General features: G+C 37.5%; 23 protein-coding genes. 12 read left to right on the top strand and 11 right to left on the bottom strand.

Annotation, left to right across the window (positions count from 1 at the left end):
* Positions 1-34: 34 nt before the first annotated feature.
* The 3 genes from RGQ13_RS03235 to RGQ13_RS03245 all read left to right on the top strand — a co-directional run bounded on the left by RGQ13_RS03235 (position 35) and on the right by RGQ13_RS03245 (position 2390).
* Positions 35-628 carry a lipase family alpha/beta hydrolase gene (locus RGQ13_RS03235; protein WP_348392122.1) on the top strand — a complete coding sequence of 198 codons (594 nt, stop codon included), beginning with the start codon at positions 35-37 and terminating at the stop codon, positions 626-628.
* Between the two features lie 164 nt (positions 629-792).
* Positions 793-1131: a P-II family nitrogen regulator gene (locus RGQ13_RS03240; protein ID WP_348392123.1), complete on the top strand. Its 339-nt coding sequence runs from the start codon at positions 793-795 to the stop codon at positions 1129-1131.
* 14 nt (positions 1132-1145) lie between these two features.
* Positions 1146-2390, top strand: a complete 1245-nt coding sequence (locus RGQ13_RS03245) for an ammonium transporter (protein WP_348392124.1) — start codon at positions 1146-1148, stop codon at positions 2388-2390.
* A gap of 160 nt (positions 2391-2550) precedes the next feature.
* On the opposite strand, the gene RGQ13_RS03250 is transcribed toward RGQ13_RS03245, so the two are convergent.
* The gene (locus tag RGQ13_RS03250) at positions 2551-3384 is read right to left on the bottom strand and encodes a 2OG-Fe(II) oxygenase family protein (protein WP_348392125.1); all 834 of its coding nucleotides are present in this window, start codon (positions 3382-3384) and stop codon (positions 2551-2553) included.
* A gap of 140 nt (positions 3385-3524) precedes the next feature.
* On the opposite strand from RGQ13_RS03250, the gene RGQ13_RS03255 reads away from it, so the two are divergent.
* Together RGQ13_RS03255 and RGQ13_RS03260 are read left to right on the top strand one after the other, a co-directional pair.
* Complete coding sequence (locus tag RGQ13_RS03255) at positions 3525-3905, top strand: hypothetical protein (protein ID WP_348392126.1); 381 nt, start codon at positions 3525-3527, stop codon at positions 3903-3905.
* A 16-nt stretch (positions 3906-3921) separates the two neighbouring features.
* Entirely contained in the window at positions 3922-4416 is a 495-nt protein-coding gene (locus tag RGQ13_RS03260) for a TlpA disulfide reductase family protein (protein ID WP_348392127.1), read from the top strand.
* A 120-nt stretch (positions 4417-4536) separates the two neighbouring features.
* Here RGQ13_RS03260 and putA read toward each other — a convergent pair whose 3' ends face one another.
* A complete protein-coding gene (putA, locus tag RGQ13_RS03265; RefSeq protein ID WP_348392128.1) occupies positions 4537-8334 on the bottom strand; it encodes a bifunctional proline dehydrogenase/L-glutamate gamma-semialdehyde dehydrogenase PutA in 3798 nt (1265 codons plus the stop codon).
* A gap of 211 nt (positions 8335-8545) precedes the next feature.
* Here putA and RGQ13_RS03270 point away from each other — a divergent pair, with 211 nt between their 5' ends.
* Together RGQ13_RS03270 and RGQ13_RS03275 are read left to right on the top strand one after the other, a co-directional pair.
* On the top strand, positions 8546-9025 hold the full coding sequence (locus RGQ13_RS03270) for a winged helix-turn-helix transcriptional regulator (protein ID WP_348392129.1): 480 nt from the start codon (positions 8546-8548) through the stop codon (positions 9023-9025).
* Between the two features lie 147 nt (positions 9026-9172).
* Positions 9173-9460 carry an Lpp/OprI family alanine-zipper lipoprotein gene (locus RGQ13_RS03275; RefSeq protein ID WP_348392130.1) on the top strand — a complete coding sequence of 96 codons (288 nt, stop codon included), beginning with the start codon at positions 9173-9175 and terminating at the stop codon, positions 9458-9460.
* 119 nt (positions 9461-9579) lie between these two features.
* On the opposite strand, the gene RGQ13_RS03280 is transcribed toward RGQ13_RS03275, so the two are convergent.
* The gene (locus tag RGQ13_RS03280; RefSeq protein ID WP_348392131.1) at positions 9580-10482 is read right to left on the bottom strand and encodes a L,D-transpeptidase family protein; all 903 of its coding nucleotides are present in this window, start codon (positions 10480-10482) and stop codon (positions 9580-9582) included.
* A gap of 118 nt (positions 10483-10600) precedes the next feature.
* Here RGQ13_RS03280 and RGQ13_RS03285 point away from each other — a divergent pair, with 118 nt between their 5' ends.
* Positions 10601-11368 carry a class II aldolase/adducin family protein gene (locus tag RGQ13_RS03285; RefSeq protein ID WP_348392132.1) on the top strand — a complete coding sequence of 256 codons (768 nt, stop codon included), beginning with the start codon at positions 10601-10603 and terminating at the stop codon, positions 11366-11368.
* 220 nt (positions 11369-11588) lie between these two features.
* Positions 11589-12764: a mandelate racemase/muconate lactonizing enzyme family protein gene (locus RGQ13_RS03290; RefSeq protein WP_348392133.1), complete on the top strand. Its 1176-nt coding sequence runs from the start codon at positions 11589-11591 to the stop codon at positions 12762-12764.
* Positions 12765-12790: 26 nt separating this feature from the next.
* Here RGQ13_RS03290 and RGQ13_RS03295 read toward each other — a convergent pair whose 3' ends face one another.
* The 5 genes from RGQ13_RS03295 to RGQ13_RS03315 form a co-directional block, all read right to left on the bottom strand.
* Positions 12791-13645 carry an amidohydrolase family protein gene (locus RGQ13_RS03295; protein ID WP_348392134.1) on the bottom strand — a complete coding sequence of 285 codons (855 nt, stop codon included), beginning with the start codon at positions 13643-13645 and terminating at the stop codon, positions 12791-12793.
* 24 nt (positions 13646-13669) lie between these two features.
* Positions 13670-14398 carry an SDR family NAD(P)-dependent oxidoreductase gene (locus RGQ13_RS03300; protein WP_348392135.1) on the bottom strand — a complete coding sequence of 243 codons (729 nt, stop codon included), beginning with the start codon at positions 14396-14398 and terminating at the stop codon, positions 13670-13672.
* Between the two features lie 27 nt (positions 14399-14425).
* Complete coding sequence (locus RGQ13_RS03305) at positions 14426-15187, bottom strand: NRDE family protein (RefSeq protein WP_348392136.1); 762 nt, start codon at positions 15185-15187, stop codon at positions 14426-14428.
* Between the two features lie 15 nt (positions 15188-15202).
* Positions 15203-16426, bottom strand: a complete 1224-nt coding sequence (locus RGQ13_RS03310) for a threonine/serine exporter family protein (RefSeq protein WP_348392137.1) — start codon at positions 16424-16426, stop codon at positions 15203-15205.
* A 177-nt stretch (positions 16427-16603) separates the two neighbouring features.
* On the bottom strand, positions 16604-18439 hold the full coding sequence (locus tag RGQ13_RS03315) for a DUF885 domain-containing protein (protein WP_348392138.1): 1836 nt from the start codon (positions 18437-18439) through the stop codon (positions 16604-16606).
* Between the two features lie 135 nt (positions 18440-18574).
* On the opposite strand from RGQ13_RS03315, the gene RGQ13_RS03320 reads away from it, so the two are divergent.
* A complete protein-coding gene (locus tag RGQ13_RS03320) occupies positions 18575-18997 on the top strand; it encodes a DUF3010 family protein (RefSeq protein WP_348392139.1) in 423 nt (140 codons plus the stop codon).
* A gap of 129 nt (positions 18998-19126) precedes the next feature.
* Here the strand turns inward: RGQ13_RS03320 and RGQ13_RS03325 are convergent, their stop codons facing one another.
* The 3 genes from RGQ13_RS03325 to RGQ13_RS03335 form a co-directional block, all read right to left on the bottom strand.
* Positions 19127-20467, bottom strand: a complete 1341-nt coding sequence (locus tag RGQ13_RS03325) for a hypothetical protein (RefSeq protein ID WP_348392140.1) — start codon at positions 20465-20467, stop codon at positions 19127-19129.
* 103 nt (positions 20468-20570) lie between these two features.
* Complete coding sequence (locus tag RGQ13_RS03330; RefSeq protein WP_348392141.1) at positions 20571-21002, bottom strand: phosphate-starvation-inducible protein PsiE; 432 nt, start codon at positions 21000-21002, stop codon at positions 20571-20573.
* Between the two features lie 240 nt (positions 21003-21242).
* Positions 21243-23063: a DUF885 domain-containing protein gene (locus tag RGQ13_RS03335; RefSeq protein WP_348392142.1), complete on the bottom strand. Its 1821-nt coding sequence runs from the start codon at positions 23061-23063 to the stop codon at positions 21243-21245.
* A 238-nt stretch (positions 23064-23301) separates the two neighbouring features.
* On the opposite strand from RGQ13_RS03335, the gene RGQ13_RS03340 reads away from it, so the two are divergent.
* Complete coding sequence (locus RGQ13_RS03340) at positions 23302-24321, top strand: Fe(3+) ABC transporter substrate-binding protein (protein ID WP_405054191.1); 1020 nt, start codon at positions 23302-23304, stop codon at positions 24319-24321.
* A gap of 37 nt (positions 24322-24358) precedes the next feature.
* A complete protein-coding gene (locus tag RGQ13_RS03345) occupies positions 24359-25987 on the top strand; it encodes an ABC transporter permease (RefSeq protein WP_405054152.1) in 1629 nt (542 codons plus the stop codon).
* The last annotated feature ends 2 nt before the right edge of the window (positions 25988-25989 follow it).

Genomic DNA, 25989 nt, shown 5'->3' on the forward strand with positions numbered 1-25989 from the left:
AATAATGAAAATAATTCTATTACATGGACTGTTTATGAATAAAATCATTATGGCGCCGCTGGCCAATCGTTTAAAAACGCTTGGTTACCAGGTTGAAAATATTTCCTACCCAAGCACCAAGGCTGATAAAGCCAGGTTATTCAAAACTGTAGATAGGCTGGTTGGTGAAGGTCCGGTAATTTTGCTCGGCCACTCTCTTGGCGGTCTGGTGATCACCGAGTATTTATTTACTCAACAAGTATCTATCGAACAAGTACCTTTAGTTATTACCATTGGAACCCCGCATCAAGGCGCAAGAATTGCTAAAGATATGGAAAAATTCAAAATGGATAAACTGCTCGGTTCTTCTGTACAATTTGGCTTACTGCCGAAAAATTTTCAAAAATCATGGTCTGTTCCACAACAGTTAGTTTCTATCGCAGGTAATGTAAAACTAGGTGCAAGGCCTTTGCTTGATCGTGTTTGGGGGGAAGAAGTAGAAGAATCTGATGGTACGGTTAGCATCGCAGAAACAAAAATCCCCGGAATGACCGAACATATCGTTGTAAAACAATCTCATACCTCAATGGTTTATTCACGTGAAGTGGTAAAAATCATCCATCAAAAAGCTTCTCGTTACTCAAAATAATTTACTTACTCTCTAATGCACTCATCTAGTGATTATTGGCACTATTTCAGTGCACTATAATAGTGCTTTAAAACTTTTATTTTCATAAGGTACTGTTTTTAATGGTAATTCAAAGTTGGTACATAACTTGTAACCCTATAATCAGCTTATAAATAGGGGGCGAAATGAAAATAATTAACGCAATAATAAAACCATTCAAACTAGATGACGTTAGAGAAGCAATATCTGAAGTTGGCGTAGAAGGCTTAACCGTATCAGAAGTACGCGGTTTTGGACGTCAAAAAGGTCATACCGAATTATACCGTGGTGCTGAGTACCAAGTAGACTTCTTACCAAAAGTGAAATTAGAAATAGCAGTGAAAGCGGAAGATGCCGAGCGCATTATTGAAGCTATCAGCAAGTCAGCTCATACCGGGAAAATTGGTGACGGCAAAATTTTTGTATACGACCTTGAGTCAGCAGTACGTATTCGTACTGGTGAACTTGATGTTGCAGCACTTTAATAGGGGATTGAACAATGGAAGAATTAGCAACATTAACAACAACAGTCTCTGAATTGAGATTTGCATTAGATACATTTTACTTTTTAATTTCAGGTGCATTAGTAATGTGGATGGCAGCAGGTTTTGCCATGTTAGAAGCAGGCTTGGTTCGCTCTAAAAATACCACAGAAATTTTAACTAAAAACATCACATTATATTCGATTGCATGTGTCATGTTTTTATTAGTAGGTTATAACATCATGTATGTTGATAACGTAGAGGGCGGAATTTTACCAAGTATTGCTGGTTTAATTGGTACACAAGCAGAAGGCGCTGATCATTCTTTAGAATCAGATTTCTTCTTCCAGGTTGTTTTCGTTGCAACAGCAATGTCAATTGTTTCTGGTGCGGTTGCTGAGCGTATGAAACTTTGGGCTTTCTTAGTATTCACAGTTGTATTAACTGGCTTTATTTACCCTGTAGAAGGTTACTGGACTTGGGGCGGTGGTTTCTTATCAGAAGCTGGTTTCTCTGACTTTGCCGGTTCAGGTATTGTACATATGGCAGGTGCTGCAGCAGCATTAGCAGGTGTATTATTACTAGGTGCTCGTAAAGGTAAGTACGGTAAAAACGGTGAAATTTACCCAATTCCTGGTTCAAACATGCCACTTGCTACATTAGGTACATTTATTTTATGGATGGGTTGGTTCGGCTTTAACGGTGGCTCTCAATTACTTCTATCTGATGCTGAAAATGCAACAGCTGTAGGTCAAATTTTCTTGAATACTAATGCCGCAGCTGCAGCTGGTGCAGTAGCTGCATTACTATTAAACAAAGCTATTTGGGGTAAAGCAGATTTAACTATGATTTTAAATGGTGCATTAGCAGGTCTTGTAACAATTACTGCAGACCCTCTATCTCCATCTCCTATATTTGCTAGTTTAATTGGTGCATTAGGTGGAATATTAGTCGTGTTCTCAATCACTTCTTTAGATAAGTTAAAAATCGATGATCCAGTAGGTGCTATCTCTGTTCACGGTGTGGTTGGTTTCTTTGCTCTTATGGTAGTGCCATTTAGCAACGCTGATGCAACATTTGGATCTCAACTGTACGGTGCATTTATTATCTTTGCTTGGGTATTCACAGCTAGCTTAGTTGTTTGGTTTGCATTGAAGAAAACAATGGGTATCCGTGTAAGTGATGAAGATGAATACAACGGTGTAGATAAAGTAGACTGTGGTATTGAAGCTTATCCAGAGTTCGTTTCTCTGAAAAGTTAATCAACAGAACTTAATTTTAAGTTTTAATATAAAGGAGCCGAATGGCTCCTTTATTGTTTTAGAGACGAGAAACGAGAAACGAGAAACGAGAAATCGACACACTAGTGTCGTCCCGTACTTGATACGGGATCTGTTTCAGGAACTCTTGATTTGTTTAAGGCTAAACCACACCTAATTCACGTAACCGTTCCATCAAATAACTGTGCTGGGTATGACGTTCAGACAGTTTTACTTCACTTCTAGGGTGAAGAAATAGTGGTAATGAAATTCGTGATTTGCTCGCATCACTCCCTTCTGGGTTAATTACTCTATGGCTCGTTGATGGAAAATAACCAGCAGATGCTTCTTGCAGCATGTCACCTATATTAATAATTAAGTTACCGAAATCTGAAGGTACATCCAACCATTCACCTGATTGTAATTGTACTTGCAAGCCGGGTTCATTGGCTGCAGGCAGAATGGTCAGTAAATTAATGTCTTCATGTGCAGCAGCTCTAATTGCACCAAGCTCCTCATTACCAGCAAGTGGCGGATAATGTAATACTCTTAGTAAAGTATTCGGAGTATCCATGATCATATTTGATAATGGTTCAGAGTACAGTTTTGCAACCTCTGGAGGACTGTATTTTTCAACCCAATCTAACAACTCGCCAGCAAGGCTTGATGCCAATTTATAGTAATGTAATATTTCAGTTTTTAACTCCTCGGGAATTCGCCCCCAAGGATAGACATGGTAATATTCTTTAATATCTTTTTGTTGATGGCCCTTTGCTGTTTCTGAAATATCAGTACTAAAAAAACCATCTTGTTTAGCAGGGTCAAAAGCATATTGCTCTTTATCACCAAATGAAAAAAATCTCTGCCAGTTACTGTATATAGATTCAACTAATTCTTTCTTAATTGGATGGTTTACTAGTACACCAAATCCTGTTTCTCTTAATGAGGCAACAAACTTTTCGCCGGCATCTTCTGCTTGGTAATCGACAACTTCCATAGTTTTTTCCTGTAATAATTCACTGATTGAATTGTAGCTTACTTTTATTGAACTTATCTTGTTTTTAAATTGCCCCACATCTATGTAAATGCTATGTTAGCCACAAGTTTACATTTCTTCTATTACCTTTGAGGTCTTTCATGAAACCAATAACAATTGCCTTTATTACAACCACATTATTATCACAAGCTGGTTGCGCTTTTTTTGAAGATGATCCATGTGAAGACATTACCTTTAGCTCTGAACAACAAGCTGACTGTGCTCAATTGCAACGTAGAATTGTGAATGCCAAAGGAAACCCTATTAAGCGTACCGAGTTAGAACGTCGCTATGAACAAGACTGTGTTAACTTACGTTATTACCGCGATGATCAAACGCAAAAGCGTTGCGAAAATCAAGCAAGTGTTGATAAATGGATAAAAGAAGAAAAAGCTGAAATGGCTCGTAACCCCGAGCATGGCTTAGAGACTAAAGACGTTACTGAGCCAGTAGAAACTCCGGAAGCTACAAAAACCTTATAACTGAGGAAAGCCTTTTATGTTCAAACTAAATATAAAACGTTTAAGTCGAATTTCTTTAACTGTATTGTGTTTGCTCATAAGTGTCGGCTCACATGCACAAGAAAGTTCAAACTCAGTTAGCAGTAAAGCGCAATTACAGCAATTGCTTGATGCAAATAAAGGCAAAGTTATTTATCTAGATTTTTGGGCTTCATGGTGTATTCCTTGTCGAAAATCTTTCCCATGGATGAATGCCATGGAAGCTAAATATGCAAAGCAAGGCTTTAAAGTAATTACAGTGAATGTCGATGTTGAAAAGACACTAGCCGATGACTTTTTACAAGAAAACCCTGCCAATTTCAGTGTGATTTATGATCCTAAAGGCGCCGTTGCCAAAGAGTTTAAACTAAAAGGTATGCCAAGCAGTTACATGATTAATAAATTAGGTAAACCTGTTTCAGCGCATGTTGGCTTTTATAATGACAAAAAAGATGAATATGAAGCTGAGATTATCAAGTTACTAGAGAACTAGAAACTAGGAATTAGATACAAAAAAAGCCGTAACTGCTGACGCAGTTACGGCTTTTTAATTCATGGAAGAATTAACTTAGAATTGCCATGGATGGCTTAAATTCTGTTTATGTATTACCTTCTAATCTTCCAATTCCATTGTCATTAATGAGGCATTACCACCAGCGGCAGTAGTATCAATTGAAATAGTTTTTTCAGTAACTAATCGTTGAAACAACTTCGCATGGGTTTGCGCAGTAATTATTGGCAATATAGCACCACTTCTAGCGGCTAATCGCTCACCAATTAATTGCTTCAAACGACTTGAACTATCAACAACAGCACCAGTTAAATGGTTATGCTCAAGCACTGTTGGTAAGTGGTTTAATGAAATTGCTTGAAAAATACCAGACACTAAACCAATCTCGCTTAATACTTTTTCACAAGCCATGGCTTCTTCCAAGAAAGTATTACTTACAAGTGCAATAACGTTGTTACCTGCAGCTAATGCAGTTACTACTGAAATTAACCAAAATTCAAAACTAGTATCTTGATCGCCTAGTACTGCAACAATTCCTCTAGATTCCAAATACAGCTTATTTGATTCACCAGTAGGCCCTGGTAATGTAATAGGGTTTGCTAGTTTCTTTTCAATCATTGAAAGCTGTGTACGAGCGGCAATTAATGTTTCTTCTAAATTATCTTGTTGTGAAACGAATAACTTATGAGAAGCAATTTGCGCCAGTAATTGACGAGCTATTGATACACGCACTGTGATCTCAGTGTCACGCCATTTTAGTTCATCATTTTTAGCATTTTGGAGTTTAGCTCCAATTTTCCAAGCTTCAGCTGAATGTTCGGCAAATTGGTTTTCAATGATTTGTTTTTCATCTCTGCTAAGTAAATTGTCTTCACTAAGTTGTGGCTCTTTAACTAAACGCGTTAAATACATTGGCCCACCAGCTTTAGGTCCGGTACCAGATAAGCCTCTACCACCAAATGGTTGTACGCCAACAACGGCACCAATCATATTACGGTTTACATATACGTTACCTGCACGAGAGCGTTTCGCTAAATATGCACTTTTTTCTTCAATACGAGTATGAATACCCATAGTTAAGCCAAAGCCGGTACCGTTTATTTGATCAATAACATTATCAATTTCACTCGCTTTAAAGCGAATAACATGAACACATGGGCCAAATACTTCTTTAGTGAGTACCGATAAGTCACTAATCTCATATAAACGTGGAACGAAGAAATAATTGCCTACATCCCCCATATCTGGGCCTTTGCATTCATAATGTAACGTTGCTTTATCTTTCAAATAATCAACATGATTGTTTAGTGCGGTAAACGCTTTTTCATCAATTACAGGACCAACATCAGTGCTAAAGTAGGCTGGATCGCCAACATGAAGCTCTGCCATTGCCCCCGAAAGCATATTAATTACTTTATCGGCAATGTCTTCTTGCAAGAATAACACTCGTAACGCTGAACAGCGCTGACCAGCAGATTGAAAACCGGAGGTAACAACATCATCAACTACTTGCTCTGGTAAAGCAGTAGAGTCAACAATCATACAGTTTTGACCACCAGTTTCTGCAATTAAAGGCACAGGGTCGCCATCACGCTCAGCAAGTTTTTGTGAAATCCAAGTACCTGTTTCGGTAGAGCCAGTAAACATTATTGCTTGTACACGTTCATCAGGAACAATATGTGCACCTACCTTGCTACCACGAGCAATAACTGGCATTACTACGCCTTGTGGTAACCCACATTCAGTCATTAACTCAATCGTTCGTAAGGCAACTAAACTTGTTTGTTCAGCAGGTTTTGCTACTACGGTATTACCGGTAACTATCGCTGCCGCAACTTGACCTAAGAAAATTGCTAGTGGGAAGTTCCATGGGCTAATACAAAGTACAACACCACGTGACTGCAAGTTTGAATCCGTTAACATCTCTTGTGCGCGTGCTGCATAATAACGACAAAAATCTACTGCTTCTCTAATTTCGCTAACACCATCCATAGGTATTTTACCGGCTTCTTTAATACACAGAGCAATAAGTTCATCACGGTTGGCTTCAAGAGCATCAGCGGTTTTTAATAAAATTTCGGCACGAACATTTACATCTGTTGTTGACCAAGTAGCGAATGCACTATGGGCAGTGGCTAAAATATCTTGCATTCCTTGCTCATCAGCATGGTTAATATAACCAATAACTTCATTGTGATTTGCAGGATTAGTTACAGGTTCGCCGCCGTTAACGTTTTCAGTTGAAATCGCTTTGGCAAACCAGTTATCCAAATTTGCACGCATTGGTGTAACTTGGTCTATATCGGTTAAATCAATACCTTTTGAATTGTCACGCTCAACGCCATACATAGCAATAGACTGTGGGATTTGTGGGTTATAAACATCTTGCCAGCTTTGAACAACTTCAACAGGGTCGCTTAGTAGTGATTCTACCGGGATATTCTCATCAACAATGTTGTTTACAAATGAGCTATTAGCCCCGTTCTCAAGTAAGCGACGTACTAAATAAGCAAGTAAGTCTTCATGTTCACCTACAGGCGCATAAACACGACAAGAAATACGTTCGCCAGTAACCACTTGATCATATAAAGACTCACCCATACCGTGTAAACGTTGAAATTCAAAGCCTTCATGGTTGTCAGTCATTTCAATAATAGTGGCAACTGTATAAGCATTGTGGGTAGCAAACTGTGGATAGATACTATCGCGATAGCTTAATAAAAGTTTTGCACAGGCGTGGTATGAAACATCGGTAGCCGGTTTACGTGAAAATACCGGAAAGTCTTCATAGCCTTCCACTTGGCTAATTTTAATTTCAGCATCCCAATAAGCGCCTTTTACTAGGCGTACCATCATTTGACGATTAGCTTTTAAGGTTTGTTCACGCACCCATTCAACTACGTACAGAGCACGTTTCTGGTAAGCTTGTAATGCAATACCAAAACCATTCCAACCATCAAGATCTTTATCTAAAAATACTGCGCCAATTACATCTAAAGAAATGTCTAAACGGTCAGCTTCTTCTGCATCAACAGTAAAGCCGATATTGTGTGCTTTAGCTCTTAATGCTAAATCTTTTAATCGTGGAACTAACTCTTCAATAACACGGTCACGGTGTGAAAATTCATATCTCGGGTGAATCGCAGAAAGCTTAATTGATATACCAGGGCTTTTTTGTGGACCTTTGCCTTGTGCTGCTTTGCCAATTACTTCAATTGCATTTACGTAGCTAGCAAAGTAACGGTCAGCATCTTTCATGGTGCGAGCACCTTCACCTAACATATCGTATGAATAGGTATAGCCTTTATCTTCAGTTTTAATGGCACGTTCAACGGCTGAATTTATAGTACGACCCATAACAAATTGGGTGCCCATAATCTTCATTGCATAACGAACTGCTTTACGAATTACTGGTTCACCTAAACGACCAATAGTTTTTTTCAATAAACCAAACTGTTGTTTTTTATTTTCATCAGAGTAGGTCACTAATTTGCCGGTAAGTAATAACCCCCATGAAGAAGCATTTACAAAAATTGAGTCACTATTACCAATGTGCGAGCTCCAATCACCTTCGGCTAATTTATCGCGTATTAAGCTATCTGCTGTAGCTTTGTCAGGAACACGAAGTAATGCTTCGGCAAGACACATTAAAACTACGCCTTCTTCACTAGAAAGAGAGAATTCATTTAATAGTGCGTCAACGCCACCTTTGCCGGTTTGATCCTTTCGAATTTGAACAACTAATTGACGAGCACGTTCCCAAGCGCGAGAGCGAGCATTAGCGCCAATTTCAGCTAACGGTAATAAAGTATTTAATACATCGTTTTCATTTGCACGATAGTGATCGCGTATTTGCTGACGAATAGGGTCGGTTGTCGTTAAAGTACCGTTAAAAAGCATAGTATCTACCTATATATATGAATCAGATTTGTTTAGAAGGGTGAGTTCATAAACAAAATAAATTATGTAATTCTAGTTTTTGAATAGCTAAGTATTCAGCGTAAAATAATTTTTGAATTTTAATGAAATAACAACAGAATGTGTTGGTGAAATTCGCTTTAATTCAGTGTATTATTTGGAAATTGTAAATAAATGCACTATAAAATACTAAATGAGTTACAAAAGTAGAACACTTGACCGTATAGATTTAACGATATTAGACACTTTGCAACGACAAGGGCGTATTTCTAATGTTGAACTTGCTAAGCAAGTTAATCTTAGTCCAAGCCCTTGCTTAGATCGAGTAAAGCGATTAGAAACTGAAGGGTTTATTAAACGTTATGGCGCCGTGCTTGATGCACAATTGTTAAATATTGGCATGTCAGCATTTATTCAAGTGACGTTAGATAGAACCACTGCCGATGTATTTAATCAGTTTCGTGATGAAGTAGTTAACATTAAAGAAGTGGCAGAGTGTCATATGGTGGCTGGTGGTTTTGATTATTTATTAAAACTTAGAGTAATTGATATGAATAATTATCGTGATGTTCTAGGAATGATTGTTGAGTTGCCCGGCGTTTCACAAACCCATACTTATGTAGTGATCGAAAACGTTAAAGAAGATTTAGGTCTACCAATCCTAGATAATTAACTAATACCATTAATAATTTAGACAAAAAAATTAGCAAACCATTAAAAAGTAACAATAAAAATCTGTTTTTTTTAATATTTATGCCATACTGATTTAGAATACTAATTGTATTCTCAGTTAAATTACTATGAAAATTGGAGTCAAAGGATGAATAACAAATTAATCACTCTTTCAGGAGTTATATTAGCACTAGGGTTAACTGGTTGTGCTAATAATGATGAACTTAATCAAAGCATTGCTGATTTAAACACTAAAGTTGATAGCCTTTCTGCACAAGTAGAAAGTTTAACTGGTGATCATGCAGGAATGAAAGCTGCTCATGCAGAAAATGCAGCTGAAGCGCAAGCAGCTAAAGAAATGGCAGCAGAGGCTGCTGCTGAAGCAGCAAAAGCGAACGAGCGTGTAGACAACGTAGTTAGCTCTTATAAAAAGTAAACCCTAAAGTTCGTTGGTCCGAATTTATTCGGACGTAATCCCCTAAGGGCGAAATTACTCGGACTTTTTTTTGATTATAAATTCCCAACTGGATTCTCTCCGCTTGGGAATTTTTGTTTCTATAACTCCACTGGGATCCCTTTCGGCTGAGATATTAATTCTTTTAATAACTCCAGATCATCCTCAGCAGAACCAATAAATGTCTTCACCCCTTTGGAAACAGGCAATAGGCTTGGTACATTCCCTTGATTATCTGACAGTGGAGAATGAATTTCGATAAGTCGTTTATCCGGTGCTACATAAGCCATTTTTATTGGTGCATTAATAATTTTTACTTTTGTGCCTGGCGCAGATTGCTTAAATAGCCATTCAATATCTTCAGGGTTCATCCTAATACAGCCTGAACTTGCGCGCATGCCTATACCGAACCGTTGATTAGTGCCATGAATCAAATAAGCACTAGTGCCAATACGCATAGCATAATCACCTAATGGGTTGTTAGGACCCGCTTTAACCATTTTTGCCATTTCAACCCCATGCTTATTAAAGTAATCTCTACGAGTGTCGGCAGTTGGAAACCAGTTTGGATTGGTCCGCTTCTCTGTTATTTCGCTAATTAAAGTTGGAGTAGAGTGACCAATTTTACCAATGCCAACAGGAAAAACATGAACAGAATTGTTCTTGTTATTAAAAAAATAAAGACGCAGTTCTGACAAATTAATAACAATACCGTTATGCTTACCGAAAGGCAGTATAAGTTGTGTTGGTATAATTAATTCTGTACCCGGTTCAGGTCGTAGAGGGTCAACACCAGGGTTAGCTTCCATTAACGCTAAAAATCCGACGTTAAATTTTTGCGCTAATTGCTGAAAATAATCGCCTTTTACAACAGTGTAATTGGTGATTTCACCAACTAATCTACTGTTATCTTTGGGAAGTTTATATTCAATTGCGTTTGCGCTGTTGCTCACAGAGCTAATAATGCAGATAGATATAATAGTTGAGAATACTTTATTCAACATTCATTGGTTCCAAGGGTATAATTTTACTAAGGATAAGTTTACTCTGCTGTAACAATGATTACTAGTATACGAAAATGTATACTACCTTTAATTTTAAACAAAACCTAAGGCGATTAAGTTGTTTGATTTACCCGAAAGAAACCTAAAAAGTAAAGTAAGTGACAGTGAATGGCAAACCAGGTTAGATTTAGCTGCATGTTATCGGTTAGTTGCGCATTTTGGCTGGGATGATTTAATTTATACTCATATTTCAGCACAAATTCCTAACACTGCACATTACCTTATTAATGCTTTTGGCGTTGCTTTTGATGAAGTAACGGCTTCAAACTTAGTCAAAATAGATATTGACGGTAATATTCTTGACGGTGGTGAATTTGACATTAACCCCGCCGGTTTTACCATTCATAGCGCTATCCATGAAGTTCGTCATGATAGCCAATGCGTTATGCATTTACATACCAATTCGACCATAGCAGTTGCATCACAAAAACAAGGTTTATTGCCTTTAAGCCAATATTCAATGTTTTCTATGGCTTCAATGAGTTATCACGATTATGAAGGCTTGGCGGTAAACCCTGAAGAAAAGTTGCGTTTACAGCAAAATTTAGGCACCAATAATCATTTGTTATTAAGAAATCATGGCGGTTTAACGCTTGGTGCTACAATTGGTGATGCTTTTATGCGTATGTACGATCTTAACCGTGCTTGTGAAATTCAACTAATGTTACAAGCAAGTGGCGAAGAGCTAATCATGGTTGACCAACCTATTGTTGATAATATTATTAAACAAGCAAACATAGTACATACAGGATCAACTGGCGGGCAAAAGTCATGGCCAGCGATGATGCGCAAAGCGTATCGATTAGATCCTGGTTTTGCAAAGTAGAAGACTAGAAACGAGATTAAAAGAAACGTGAAACTAAGAGCAAGAGCGGTTGATGGAATATAGTTCTCGTCAACAACTTATATCGGGGCTATATTTAGTTCCTAGTTCCTAGTTCCTAGTTCCTAGTTCCTAGTTCCTAGTTCCTTCTATAATAAGTACCGAATATTAACGTTAAACCGTAAAAATTTATTTAACCCATAAAATCCTCAATGGAGACTCCATGAAAATCACCCGCGTAGAAATTTTTGATATTGAATGCCCAGACCGAGCAGGTTGGAACCCTGTATTTATTCGTATTCATACCGATGAGGGCATTACTGGAGTTGGCGAGGCAGGATTAGCTTACGACTGGGGACATAGTGCTGCTGCTGCGATGATTAAAGAAATAAGCGAGGCGGTATTAATTGGTTTTAATCCATTTAATACTGAGCTGTTGTGGTCGCGTATGCTCAGAGAAAGTTTTTGGGGGTTAGGCGGCGGGCCTGTTCTTTATTCTGCAATGAGTGCTATCGATACAGCTCTTTGGGATATCAAAGGTAAAGCATTAGGTGTTCCGGTTTATCAACTTTTAGGCGGTAAAGTGAATGATAAGTTACGTACTTATGCTAGCCAATTACAGTTTGATTGGGATAAAGAATGCAAAAAGCTTATCCAACCTGAAGAGTATGCAGAAGCGGCATTAAAAGCGATGAGCGAAGGCTATGATGCGGTAAAAGTTGATCCTATCGTATATAACCACGATGGCAGTTCTTCGTTTGATCGTACTAAGTTATTTACTAATCCACAAATGCGTTTATTTGGTGATCGTTTAAGAGCCATTCGTGATGCTGTTGGTGACGATGTAGATATTATTTTTGAATCGCATTCACTAATGGGTGCTGCATCAGCAATTCAAATGGGCAGAATAGTCGAAGAAGTCGGTTGTATGATGTACGAAGAGCCGGTGAATTATTTAAATTCTGCGGTTCATAAAAAAGTCTCTGATAATGTCAATGTGCCTATCGCCGGAGGTGAACGTTTGTATCATCGCTGGGATGTAAGACCGTATTTTGAAGATCAAAGTATTGATGTTCTACAGCCAGATGTTGGCTTGTGCGGCGGTTTTACTGAAGCTAAAAAAGTATGTGATTATGCTGACGTTTACGATATCCGTATTCAAGCTCATGTTTGTGGCGGCCCTGTGGCAACTGCGGCATCATTGCATCTAGAAACAGCTATACCAAACTTTTTAATTCACGAGCATCATACTTATGCGATTAAAGCATGGAACCGCGAATTATGTATCCAAGATCCTCAACCTGTAGATGGCTTCTTCCAAGTTTCTGAAGAGCCCGGTATTGGTATTGAGCTTAACGATGAAGTGGTGATGCGTTCACCTAGAGTGGAAGTTAAGTAACCTGAATTTTGCAAGGTGAGTTCAAGTTAAGTAAAAAGCTTATAAACTTTAGCGGCATTGGAAAAACACAGTGCCTCTAGGGTTTGGCTAGAGAAACCATCAAGCTGTGTATAGTGCTGCCATAATTGCGAATAGCTAAAACTAAACAGACACACCGGAAAGTTACTGGCTAACATCACTCGGTGTTCACTAAAAATAGTAATTACAGAGCTTACAAGCGGCGCTAGTATCTCTATCTGCCAATTATTATCTCGCATTTCCCAACCGGAACACTTAATAAAACAACGTTTATGCTTGGCAAGAGCTGTTAAGCCACTATGTAATTGCTCATTTAGAATATTCTCGCTCGTTGTCCCACAGTGATTAATGATTATGGTTAAATTAGGCAATACAGATAGGTGAGTTGAAAGTTGTTTGACTATAGCCAAATTTGAACAATCACATTGTAATTCAAAAATCAGATCTAATGATTCCAAAAGCTTTAAATTGGCAAGTGTTTTGGGATGAGTAAGAATTGTTTCTGCTTGCTCGTCTAGAATATGGCGAATACCAATAAACGAAGTGTATTGCAGTAATGTTTGTATTTGGCTATGAAAATCAGCCGAGCAAATATTTGCAAAAGCGATGCTTTTAAATGGTTTAGTACAGTGTTGTTCAAGCCAAGCTAATTCTCGCTCTGGTTTGTCGTTATCGAAGCCGGCTTCAACATGAACAAATCCTGCTAACTCTGAGTGACTTTTTATGACTAAATCATTTTCACCAAAGTCACGATTAATTAGCTGCTTGTTCGGCCAAAAAGGTGGATTACTTGCTTCTAGCCAATGATAATCGCCTTGTTCTAAGTTGAACAGATGCAGATGTGGATCAATGAATTTATTCATAATTATTGAGTTTTTAGCTTAGAGCTAGCCTGTCGTATAACCGCCATCAATTAGTTGTAAGCTACCAGTTATAAATGGAGCTTTCTCGCTTGCTAAAAATAAAGCGTATTCAGCCACTTCTTCTGGCTGACCCAATCGATTCAACGGTTGTAATGCTGCTTCTTCAGCATGAACGTCAGCTTTATTTGCTCCGCTTTCATTACAGTATTTATCAATGGCATTGTGATAAAGCGGAGTTTCAATAGTCCCCGGGCAGATAGCATTAGCACGGATGTTGTATTTGGCATAATCAAGCGCTGTAGTTTTTGCCATAGACGCTAATGCATGTTTTGATAAGTTGTAGGCAAAAGAGTTTGTTTTAGCAATAATTGCTTGATCGGATGCGATATAAATAATGCTACCTAGTCCTTGTTTTTTCATCAATGGTATAACCGCTTTAGTAACCGCATAAGCGCCTTTAACATTTAAGGAAAATACTTCATCTAACAACTGTTCTGAAGTATTCTCAATATTGGCTGAACGGTGAATGCCGGCGTTAGAAATTAAAACATCAATCTGCTTTTCTTTGCTTATAACTTGTGTAATGGCTTGATGTACTTGTTCCACATCACTCATATCGCATTGAATAAAATGGCCAAGACTACTGTGCTGAATATCTAAATTATATACAGTATAATCACTGTTTATAAATGTCTTCACAATTGCCAAGCCTATCCCTGAAGAGCCGCCGGTAACAATACAAATTTTATTCATGTTTTTCACTTTTTATTGATATTCATCTTATTGATGCGCGAGGGCAAATTGTTTTATATTAAATATGTCGGCGTTGTTTGTATAACTTTGTTCATAAAAATCAATGCTGCCACTTTGATGTTTTAATATTACCGCGGTAGAACGTGTGCCATATTCGTTCGATTTTATAAAGATACTCGACAGTTTTCGTTCCCATTCCAAACCAACACCTGTTGTTGGCAGCAGTTCATCAGGTGCTTGTGTAGGGTCTTGCATAATGGCAAATAAATGCTCGCTATGTAACTCTTGTTGTTCACTAATTAATTGCTCTAATAGTACTTCACCTTTAGCCATTTTAGGCCAAACATCGTCCATTGCACCATTACATATTGCATGAAAACCATCGTTCAATAATGTATGTTGCAAAGTGCTGCTGTTAAAGCAATACAAACTATTATCCTGCGTATAAACTAGATTAAACGGATTATAGTTCTGACTATGTTGTAGTAACCATTGCTGATTAATTAAGTCAGGTTGTTGCAGCGCCATTTGTACTAATTCGCCCCGTGATTTAGCCTCGGCTTTAAGAGTTAAGCCACTTCTTATATTAGTTAAGGCAGAAAAATCACCCTGGCTATTTAAGCCGAGCCAAGTCCCGTTTGCTTGCAAGTCTTGTCCTGCTAAAATTTCAGGTTGCGAAGGCCAAAAATAAGCCGACTTTGTTGGACGCTGATGAAACTCATCACGATTAGCCGTGATGATTAACGGGTAATCTTTATGTTGGTTAATGGCGATGAATAATATACACATAGTTAATTTAAATACTTAAAGTGAGCTTCGTGGCCGCACGGCTACATTGGCAAAAATAAGGCCCGCGACAAGCGACATGAAAATTAAAAACGTTTGTGAGCCTAAATGATCAGCCTGTACAATTTGGCTGCCAGTTACCATAGAGTTTAACCCTATATATACTTTTGAACCCGGTACTAACACAACGAGCCCTTGTAGCATAACTACAGTTGCAGGAGCTTTTAAGAATCGAGCAAAAAGGTTTGAATATGCTCCAACGGCAAAAGAACCAACAAATGCACTTAGGGCAATACCTACATAATTAGCTGCCCAAACACTTGAACCAAATGCAATGAATCCAGATAAAATCCCCCAGAAAGCATGACGAGGTCTTGCTTTAAAAATTATCACCAAAGACATCGAAAGAGTTAATACTGCAAGCCATTGAGTCCACAAAGGAACAAGTTCAACGTCGACTTTTTCAACGCCACCCCATAATAAGCTTCCTAACGTTAAGCCTAAAATAGCACCAAAATAAAGCTTAAACATCGTCATTAATGCATCCATTATCTTAGCGGTACCAGATATTAAATTACGTTCAGCAATTTCACTTAATCCCGTAGTAAGGGTTAGGCCGGGAATAAACACAATAATACTGGATAGGATCACTAATGGTGCATTTACTGCCGGGTCAATTAATGTAATCGCGCTGGCGCCTACTGCTGCAACAATACTTGCTAAAGGCTCAAGCATATTGCTAACACTTTTAGATTTTTCTGACCAGAGCACTAAAAGAAAAACAATAAAACCAAGTAGTGTTGACCAAAGTACATCATTCCAAGAGGTATGCATGAGCATGGCAAATGCCCCCGAAGACGCACCAAAACCTAGAAAGGTAAGAAATGGAGAATAGGGTGAGGGCTTGTTAGGGATTTCGTTTAAGCGTTCAATGGCTTCAGATAGTGTTCGTTGGCCCGAGTCTAGTTCGTTAACCAGTTCATTTGCTCTAGATAAAGCGCCCAAATCAATACCACCAGGGCTTACTCTAACGATAAAATTATGTTCTTGCTGGTCTTCAACATTAAATAGTACAAACGTTAATGAAGTAGGGGTGATAACAAATGACGCTTGTACTTCTAATAAGCGTGATACATTTTTTAAATGATTTTCTAAACGATAAGCAGTCGCGCCAAACTTATGTAAAAGCTTGCCAAGGGTAATGATGAAATGACGTTTTTGCGTAAACGAATCTGGTTTCACTAAAGATGATCCTATGTAATTGTTACTTTTAGCTTTATGCCGTTAATTTTACTACTTAAATTTAATTTTGGTTAACTTTATTTAAAAAAAATAAATAGGGCCTGTAGAACTGGAAAGTTCTACAGGCCCTAAAGTTTCAGGTAGACCTTTGATACTGAAGCCAGTTGTTTATTTGCTTTACTCGGACAGCATCATTTGACGAATGATTGGCACCGGTGAGCTACCATAACTTAAGAACTGGTTATGAAAATTGGCTAAGTCAAAGTCATCTCCTAGTTTTTCTTTTAAATCTTCTCTTAAGTCATAAATTTCAGAGTAACCGGTAAAATAGCTGGTTAGTTGCACTTGCGAAAGAGTTGCTCTGCGCCATTTACCTTCAGCTTCTGCCTGCTGTTGAAAAGCTTCATTGATCATCATATCTAACGCTGCTTCTTCACTTAAGTTATTTACTTGAATAGAGTAATCGATGATTGAGTTCATGATTGTGCGTAAATTCCACTTGTAATACATCAACCAAAGTTCCGGTTCAAACTCGCCGTAGCCTTCTTCTAACATCATTCGTTCAGTATAAACTGCCCAACCTTCAACCATGGCACCATTACCAAAGATAGATTTAACTAATGACTTTGATTTATTGCTGTGTACTAATTGGGTGTAATGTCCAGGGACAGCCTCATGAATATTTAGTATTTGCAGTAACCAGTGATTGTATTCTTTTAGATAACTTTCAGCCTGTTCAGCATTGAAGTTATCTAATGGCGTAACATTATAATAAGTATTGGCATTTGCATCATATGGGCCAGGTGCATTAATAGATGCGCCAGCAAATCCGCGCTGATAGACTGGAGTTTCACGTACGACTAGAGGTTTATCTGCATCCATCGCTAGTAATTTGTTATCGATGACAAATTTTTCAAGCTCTGGAATTTGCGCGCGAATGCTCTCAACAAAGTTTTCACGCTCAACATGGTTAACTGAAATATGATCAATCACTTGTTTGATTGCCACTAATTTATCAACAGGCATTGCAGTGTCGGCAAAATATTTTGGCCAAAGCTTATCGGCAATCTTTTCCATTTCGCCGAGCACACGGCTTTTTTCCTTTACTGCTTTATCAAAAAGTTGCTTTGCAGTTAAGCTTGAATAGATATCTAAAGCAAACTTCTTCTCATATAATGCTTCGCCAATACGAAAATCTTTGGCGGTACCGTTAGCTTTTAGCTCTTCTAATTTATCTTCGCACCATTTTATGTATTTATTTATTGCTGAAGCACTTTTAGCCAAACGAAAATTAAAATCTGCTTTTTCTGTGTCACTTAAACCTGATTCAATCATGGCTGCATGAATTGTGTCAGTAAATAATCCTACTGCACCTTTGTTTTGCTGAATTGCTAATTCTGTATGAGGAATAGTTGGAATGGTGATATTTGCTTTTGCTGCTTCATAATAAGCCGGTATATTTTCCATACGGCGGAAAATTGCTCTTAAGCGATCATCCTTTGCTTTGTAATCAGTATTTAAAATAACGCCAAATACACCTGCTACATTGTAGTTAGCAGGGTTCCACTGATGGGACTTAAATTCTTCAACAGTAAACAGTTGCGATTCCATTTGGTTTTTTAAAATGTAGTAATCGCTGGCATTAGCCGCACTAAGTTTACTTACATCAAAGGCCGTTAATGTAGCTAATCTGTCTTTAGTAAAAGCGACCTCTTCGTTAATTCGTTTTTCATCAACAATCGGTAGTTGATCATCATATTTATAGTAACCCACATAGACTGCGTATCCAGGGTTGTATTGCCAAAATTCTTCAATTAGGGCACTGGTAAATTGTTCAAATTCTGCATTAAGCTTTGGGTCGACATTACTTATTTTTTCCGAAGGTCCTTTAACAGCTTCTCCCTGCTTAATTTCTGTCAGTTTTTCAACCTCACTTGGTTGAGATGTTTTTTCTGCTGGAGAGCAACCTGTCAAGGCTGCAAAAATTGCAGCAGAGAGTAAATATTTGTTCATGACTAACCTTAAAAATTATATTCAGGAATTTGTATATTTATTAGATTGCCAACAAGTTTAGTGTATAGCAAATTAATTACATAAAAATCTGCGGTTTAGATTATAATGTGTTCATTATATTTATTAGGAGAAACCATGAGAGTTTGTGGTGTAGAAATCAAAGCCGATGAAGCTGTAATTTGTTTAGTCGCATTAGAAGATAATTTGTATGACATTCCTCATTTGCGTGTGCCAAAAATTGCACTGCAAAAGGGTGCCGATGCTGAGCATATTCAGAAATTTCAATTTGCATTTAAAAAGTTAGTTGAAGATTACAAAATTGATGCCGTTGTTATCAAAGAACGCGCCACTAAAGGTAAGTTTGCTGGTGGCTCACAAGGCTTTAAAATTGAAGCTGCTATTCAGTTAATTGAAGACTTACAAGTAGATCTTGTACGTACTAATATTATCAAAGAAAAGTTGAATAAAGCACAAGTGAAAATAGACTTTAGAGATACTGGTTTAAAGCAATTCCAAGAAACTGCTTTTGAAGCTGCGTTTAGCTCGTTTAATCCATAAAAATAAAGCAATAAATTTAAAAGGGGTCAGTACCCTTTACTATTTATAATAGTAAAGGGTACTGACCCCTTTTTTCTATTTTAAAATAACCTGACTCTGACCCTAGTTTTTGGAGTCTGAGCCTAATTGTTATTTAACTAATTCAACAAAATATTGATGTACAGTATCGTTGGTTTTATCCATTTGTTGACTAACATCTGCATGGCCAAGATTAGTGTAGTAGTTTATGTATTCTTGGTAGTTATCAAAACTATGATGTCTTAATAAGTTCACTCGGGTTACATCTATATCAGTATCGCCATCAACAATATCTTCAAAACCAGGCAATAAAGTATTCATTGGTAGTTGCCCTTCGATTGGGCCGTAAGATGTCCACAGAACTGGCATATCAAGTTCTGTATCAGGATTTTTTGCATCAAAGATATAACTGATCACTGCCATTTTGTGTTTACTAACCTTAGAGTAATCATAAGCGCCAGATGCTTCAATTTCAGCCCAAGTAATGTAATCGATGTTCTCATCATCTTCACTTGGTTTAACAGCGAGAGATTCATTATAATCTTGGCTAAATACGGTTTCTCTACTTTTTAAGCTAACTGAACCAAATGGTGAAGATTCTTCTTTAAAGATAAAATCTGCACTAGCGCTATACAATGTTTCGCCAGAAAATTTATGATTCTCAAAGATAATAGTTTCATTCGTTTCAGCTAGTGCTGTTTTAGTAAAGTGACGAGTTTGATTAAATATTTGCGAGGTAGTCATATTCATATCTTTACGATTAAAACTAACTGCTATACCACTGCCATTATCAAACACCTGCCAAGAACCGTTATCTGTGGCTGAAAAGTCTTGATGAAACCCAACAAACCCTTCTTCAAGGTCATAAACAGCAAATGAATGTTCTGCCCATTCTTGGCCTTTGACTTTACAAGACTCAACTTGTTTAAACGTGGTTGTAACGCCATCAACTAGCTCATAGCTTTCAAATTCTGCAGAGCTTATCGCATTTTGAATATTGTTTGAGTTTATGTGGGATAAAACTACATCTTGAGTTATACACTCACAGGTTGAGTTATCTAACTTATCAGCATGTGTCGCGTAGTAAGTCGCTTTTATATCAGTGTCTACTTGGTAGTAAGATACAGCCTGATATGACTCAATACCGTTATCACCTTTATAAGCAGCTAATATTGTAAAGTTGATTTTATCGTTTGTTGAATTTATTTCAACAAGCCCTTCGTTATCTACTGGATGTTCACTGATAACTTGCCAATTTTCGTCTTGTAAAAATACTTGGGCATCAGCATAGGCAGATGTTTCACCGCATGAATTTTTAATCAGTGACTGCACCGTAAACGAGTAACTTGCAGGAGGCTTATTATCTTCATCATCACCACCGCCACCACCACTGCCACAAGCAGTAAGAAGGATCAGGCTCGTTAAAGAAGATAATCGAATAAATTTAGACATAACTATTCCATAGTATTTTTATTATTGGTAAGCATGCTTAAGGCTTACATAGCGCTTATGCTTAATATACCTTCTCTAGGGCTGAGATAAAACAGCTCAAAGGTTATTTTTTATAGTGTTTTAACTGCGATTCAATTAACGAATCGTCAGATTTGTTGTAAGGGTATCTAGAGTGGCCATAACGAATGATAAAAATAGCCAATGCGATAATGGCAATTACACCGGATATTGCTAGCATTCTCATTGTATCAAGGTTTTTCATATCTAAAATTAAATATCGAGCTAACGCTACTATGGCAATGTAAAGCGGCATCCGCACAGGAAGTTTTCCCGATTCAAGATACATGGCAACCATAGCTAACACTTCTAAATAGATAAACAGTAATAATAAATCGGCCAGAGTTACTTCTAAGCGAGCATACATAGAGTGCATTTCAATCCCCATTGCCATAATAGTGCATAGGGCAATTATTAATAATCCAATGTCTTGCACTAGGGTAAGGGGAGCTTTACTTTTGTCGCGAATTATACTCATAAACTTTACTTATTATCGCCTCTTTAGATATCTAGTCTAAAGCAGAAATAAAAAAGGTATGTAGTAATTTGTAATCAGATAAAAAATGGCAATTAGATAATCACCATTTTTACTTCAGGGACGAAGTAATGCTAATCTAACAGGGATGTTATAAGGTTGGCTCACTTCAGGGACGAAGTAATGCCAACCTAACAGGGATGTTAAAAGGTTTGCTCACCTTTAGCTGTGTAATAAAAATATCTACAACTGTTCATCTACCCAAGATTGAATCTTTCGCTCTAAAATTGGCATAGGTAATGCGCCATCAATTAGCACTTGCGTATGAAACTTTTTAACATCAAACTTATCGCCTAATTGGGTTTCAGCATTATTACGCATTTCACGAATAGCTCGTTGACCAGTTTTATAAGCCAATGCTTGCCCTGGAATTGAAATATAACGCTCAACCTCTGCAGTAATGTCACTTAATGCCAGCGATGAGTTATCTACCATAAATTGTATCGCTTGTTCACGAGTCCAACCAAACGCATGCAAACCAGTATCTACCACCAAACGCATCGCTCTAAGTTGTTCATCTGATAGACGACCATACCATTGGTATGGGTCAGTAAACATGCCCATTTCTTTACCTAAACTTTCAGCATACAGTGCCCACCCTTCAGCAAATACAGTGTAACCACCGAACTTTCTAAACATAGGTAAGCTTTGTACTTCTTGTTGAATGCTTATTTGAAAATGATGCCCTGGGGATGCTTCATGAATGCTCAATGTTTCAAGGATAAATTTAGGCTGTGCTTTTAAGTTGTGAGTGTTTATATAAAAAACACCTGGGCGAGAGCCATCAGGGGCAGGGCTTTGATAACTGGCGCCGGCACTTGATGCCGCCCTAAATGCTTCAACTGCTCTTACTTCATAATCAGCTCGAGGGAATACTTCAAACAAAGCCGGTAAACGTGAGTTAATGTCATTTTTAACGTCGGTATATGCTTTTACAACTTCAGCTTCGTTTTTCCAATAAAACTGTGGGTCTTCTTGTAAAAACTGAAAGAACGCTTTTAGATCGCCAGAAAAACCAACTTGCTGTTTCACTTGTTTCATTTCAGCCAAAATTCGAGCAACTTCTTGTTGGCCAAACTTATGTATTTCGTCTGCAGATAAAGGCAGAGTCGTATTCTTCTCTATTTGATATTCATACCATGCTTTACCATTAGGCAGCTCTGACAAACCAACCGTTGCTCGTCCATTTGCTAAGTACCCGTTTAAGATGAAATCATGAAATTTTGCGTAAGCAGGTGATAACGTACCTAATATCAACTCTTCGTATTGAGCCGTAATTGTTACTTTATCATCAGCACTAATTTTATCATTATCAGCCAACATAGTTACTGGACCATAAAACACGCTGTCTTTTGCTTCTTTAACTATATGTACTGATAATTGCGGCAATATTTTTTCTATAATGGCTGTTGGTAAAACATAGCCATTTTTAATGCCTTCGCGCATAGATACAATTACGCTGTCCATATACAACACGAAACCTTGGCTACGTTCGATAAAGTTTTGGTAGTCCAGAACCGTATTAAAAGGTTGAGCACTCTTGCCTGAGCCTAAAGTCGCAAAAGAATTATGAATACCATACATTTGATTTAAAGGCATAAAATGACTATTAAATTCATAGCTCTTAATGCCCAGTTTGCGATCACGCAAAAATATCTCATAACTAAGTAAATCTTGACCTTCTAACTTAGATTTATCAATTGCTTCAATTTGACTCAAATAAGCTTGTTCGTGTTCAAGTTCATTTTTAATGCTTTCTGCTGAAATTGGAGCACTGAATTTATTGTTGTATTCATTTAAGCCAACATAAGTACCAGAGATTGGTGATAGTTCGATACTGTCGGTGAAATAATTGTCGAATAATGTTGCCAGCTTTTCTGACTCTTGCTGCACAGCTGTAACAACTTCAGCCTTGCTATTGCTTGTTTCATCTGTAGCCGAAGTACAGCCGGTTATTGCCGTCATTAACGCGAAAACTAATAATGATTTTTTCATAGAGTTCATACCAATTTTATGTATATAGATTTATGCTTAAGAGGGTAAATGATTTTTTAATAAAAGAAAGGCCTTTGAAACATTAATTTACTATTTAATGGCTGAATGGGCTCACTTCATTGCTGAACTTAACAAATTGATACTTTATTTATATTACGTATAAGTATAATGCAAATGAGAATTATTGTTATTTAGAGTGTGGTGCTCTAAATATTAACTGCTAGTAGGCGAAAATATGTTAAACAAAATCAGTTGGATTAAAGCAACATCGATAGCCACTTTTACTTTACTTTTGACCAGTGTTTCGGCAAATACCCTGGCGAATGAAGTGAACATTTATACATATCGTCAGACATTTTTAATTGAACCTATCTTAGAAAAGTTTACCGCCCAAACGGGCATAAAAACCAATATTGTCTTTGCTAAAGATGGTTTAATTGAGCGTCTTAAAAAAGATGGTAGGTATTCACCGGCTGATGTGGTGTTAACTTCAGACTTTGCACGGTTAATGCAAATTAGTGATGAAGGATTAAGTCAACCGGTTAGCAGTGACATTTTAGCGACTAATATCCCTAGTCAGTTTCGAGATGATAACAACCATTGGTTTGCTTTAACTAAACGGGTTCGTAATGTTTATGCCTCTAAAGATCGTATGGCAAGTCTTTCTGGAGTAAGTTACGAAGAATTAGCTGATTCAAAATATAAAAACAAAGTATGTATGCGTAGCTCTAAGCACCCTTACAATATTGCTTTAGTTGCCTCAATGATTGCTCATCATGGGACTGCAGAAACTAAAACATGGTTACAAGGTTTAAAAGCCAACTTAGCTCGAAAACCACAAGGCAATGATCGGGGCCAAGTAAAAGCAGTTAAAGAAGGAGAATGTGATTTAGCCTTAGGTAACAGTTATTATTTTGGCGTGATGCAACAAAACCCAGAGCAAAAAGTTTGGGCAGATGCGGTAAATATTTTATTCCCGAACCAAAATAATCGTGGCGCCCACATTAACGTAAGTGGTATCGCGATGACAAAATATGCTCCCAATAAAGCCTCCGCTAAAAAATTAATGGAATTTTTATCTTCAGCACAAGCACAACAAGTATACGCTTCAGTGAATATGGAATATCCAGTCAACCCTGCGGTTAAGCCGTCGAGCATTGTTGCTTCTTGGGGATCCTTTAAAGAAGATGAGTTAGCAATGACGAAAATTGCTGAAAACCGTCAAGCGGCAATTAAGTTGTTAGATGAAGTTAAATTTGACTTATAATTAATATTATTCTTATTTATTAGGTAGATAACCTCAATTGATAGCACCAAAGTGGTATTCATCATGGAGTCTTTCTAGTTGGACTGTTGCGGCAATATTAATATTGCCGTTAATATTTCTCATCAATGAATCTTTAGTTCCAGATAAAGAGGTTTTTGAGCACCTGTTAAATACAGTATTAACTGATTATGTGATTAATACTGTGGTTTTGATATTGGCTGTGGTTGTCATTTCTTTGCTTATTGGGGTTCCGTTAGCGTATCTGTTAGCAAATTTTAGTTTTCCGGGGGCTAAGTTTTTCAACTGGGGTTTATTGCTACCACTTGCAATGCCGTCTTATTTAATGGCCTACATTTATACCGATTGGTTAGAGTATGCTGGCCCCGTGCAAAGAATGCTGCGGACAGCGTTTTCATGGCAGAGCAAAAGCGATTACTATTTTTTTGATATTCGTTCACTTGCTGGCGCAGCAGTTGTACTTTCTTTCGTGTTATTTCCTTATGTATTTTTAATTGTAAAAACTGCTTTTAAAGAGCAATCAATTAGCTTTTTACAAGCAGGAAAAATGCTTGGAAAAACTCCTTGGCAAGTATTTTCAAAAATATCCTTACCTTTAGCTCGCCCAGCTTTAGCAATTGCAGCATCTCTGGTAGCTATGGAAACTCTGGCCGATTTTGCCGCAGTCAAATATTTTGCAGTAAATACCCTTACCACAGCGGTGTATGATACATGGTTAGGTTATGGCAGCTTAACTGCTGCAGCAAAAATTTCAGTGATCATGCTACTAATGATCTTCTTGTTTATCTCTTTAGAAAGAATAAGTCGCCGTAAACAAAGAACCTTTTCAGCTAGTTCGTCAACAGAAATACAAACAGTTAAGTTACAGGGTAAAAAAGCCTGGTTTGCCTTTAGTGCCAGCTTTATTGTGTTGTTTTTTGCCTTTATTTTACCGGTAATATATTTAGCTAATATGGCTTGGAAATACCGAGAGCAAGCAATTAATAGTGACTTTTTTAGCTATGGATTTAACAGTTTAACCTTGGCAATAAGCGTTTCCTTTATTTGTTTGATGCTAGGTTTAGTTATCGTAGTGTTTAAGCGATTTCATCAAGGCATGTTAGCAAGTTTACCACTAAAAATTAGCAGTTCTGGTTATGCCATGCCGGGTACTGTTCTAGCAATAGCGGTGTTACTTCCTTTGACTTTTATTGATCATGGGTTAAACGATTTTCTGATTGCTCAAGGTAAAGCGCCAATAGGGCTAATTTTGACTGGTACTTTGTTCGCAATAAGTTTTGCCTATGTTATTCGCTTTGTCGCTGTCGCAATTGGTGCGTTAGAGTCAAGTTATGAACGTATTTCCCCATCAATTGATAACGCCTCAATTATGTTAGGAAATAATCGCTTAATTACCTTAATAAAAGTTCATTTGCCACTTATTAAAAGGGGCGGATTAACCGCTATGTTGTTGGTATTTATTGAATCGATGAAAGAGTTACCGGCAGCATTGTTACTAAGACCGTTTAACTATGAAACATTGGCAACTTATGTTTTTCAGTATGTATCAGATGAACAATTGGAGCTCGCATCCATGGCGGCTATTTCAATTGTATTAGCAGGTTTAATCCCTATTATTTTATTAAATAGAACAATGGAATCGAAGTAGCA

Origin of the sequence: Thalassotalea psychrophila (assembly GCF_031583595.1) — a bacterium.
Classification (GTDB): Bacteria; Pseudomonadota; Gammaproteobacteria; order Enterobacterales; family Alteromonadaceae; genus Thalassotalea_A; species Thalassotalea_A psychrophila.

What these genes read in the sequence shown, in the direction of transcription:
- RGQ13_RS03335 (WP_348392142.1), bottom strand. Translation starts at nt 23,063, where the DNA reads ATGAACTCTATGAAAAAATCATTATTAGTTTTCGCGTTAATGACGGCA.
- RGQ13_RS03235 (WP_348392122.1), top strand. Translation starts at nt 35, where the DNA reads ATGAATAAAATCATTATGGCGCCGCTGGCCAATCGTTTAAAAACGCTT.
- putA (WP_348392128.1), bottom strand. Translation starts at nt 8,334, where the DNA reads ATGCTTTTTAACGGTACTTTAACGACAACCGACCCTATTCGTCAGCAA.
- RGQ13_RS03250 (WP_348392125.1), bottom strand. Translation starts at nt 3,384, where the DNA reads ATGGAAGTTGTCGATTACCAAGCAGAAGATGCCGGCGAAAAGTTTGTT.
- RGQ13_RS03330 (WP_348392141.1), bottom strand. Translation starts at nt 21,002, where the DNA reads ATGAGTATAATTCGCGACAAAAGTAAAGCTCCCCTTACCCTAGTGCAA.
- RGQ13_RS03325 (WP_348392140.1), bottom strand. Translation starts at nt 20,467, where the DNA reads ATGTCTAAATTTATTCGATTATCTTCTTTAACGAGCCTGATCCTTCTT.
- RGQ13_RS03240 (WP_348392123.1), top strand. Translation starts at nt 793, where the DNA reads ATGAAAATAATTAACGCAATAATAAAACCATTCAAACTAGATGACGTT.
- RGQ13_RS03315 (WP_348392138.1), bottom strand. Translation starts at nt 18,439, where the DNA reads ATGAACAAATATTTACTCTCTGCTGCAATTTTTGCAGCCTTGACAGGT.
- RGQ13_RS03270 (WP_348392129.1), top strand. Translation starts at nt 8,546, where the DNA reads ATGAGTTACAAAAGTAGAACACTTGACCGTATAGATTTAACGATATTA.
- RGQ13_RS03255 (WP_348392126.1), top strand. Translation starts at nt 3,525, where the DNA reads ATGAAACCAATAACAATTGCCTTTATTACAACCACATTATTATCACAA.
- RGQ13_RS03280 (WP_348392131.1), bottom strand. Translation starts at nt 10,482, where the DNA reads ATGTTGAATAAAGTATTCTCAACTATTATATCTATCTGCATTATTAGC.
- RGQ13_RS03300 (WP_348392135.1), bottom strand. Translation starts at nt 14,398, where the DNA reads ATGAATAAAATTTGTATTGTTACCGGCGGCTCTTCAGGGATAGGCTTG.
- RGQ13_RS03290 (WP_348392133.1), top strand. Translation starts at nt 11,589, where the DNA reads ATGAAAATCACCCGCGTAGAAATTTTTGATATTGAATGCCCAGACCGA.
- RGQ13_RS03275 (WP_348392130.1), top strand. Translation starts at nt 9,173, where the DNA reads ATGAATAACAAATTAATCACTCTTTCAGGAGTTATATTAGCACTAGGG.
- RGQ13_RS03305 (WP_348392136.1), bottom strand. Translation starts at nt 15,187, where the DNA reads ATGTGTATATTATTCATCGCCATTAACCAACATAAAGATTACCCGTTA.
- RGQ13_RS03295 (WP_348392134.1), bottom strand. Translation starts at nt 13,645, where the DNA reads ATGAATAAATTCATTGATCCACATCTGCATCTGTTCAACTTAGAACAA.
- RGQ13_RS03245 (WP_348392124.1), top strand. Translation starts at nt 1,146, where the DNA reads ATGGAAGAATTAGCAACATTAACAACAACAGTCTCTGAATTGAGATTT.
- RGQ13_RS03320 (WP_348392139.1), top strand. Translation starts at nt 18,575, where the DNA reads ATGAGAGTTTGTGGTGTAGAAATCAAAGCCGATGAAGCTGTAATTTGT.
- RGQ13_RS03260 (WP_348392127.1), top strand. Translation starts at nt 3,922, where the DNA reads ATGTTCAAACTAAATATAAAACGTTTAAGTCGAATTTCTTTAACTGTA.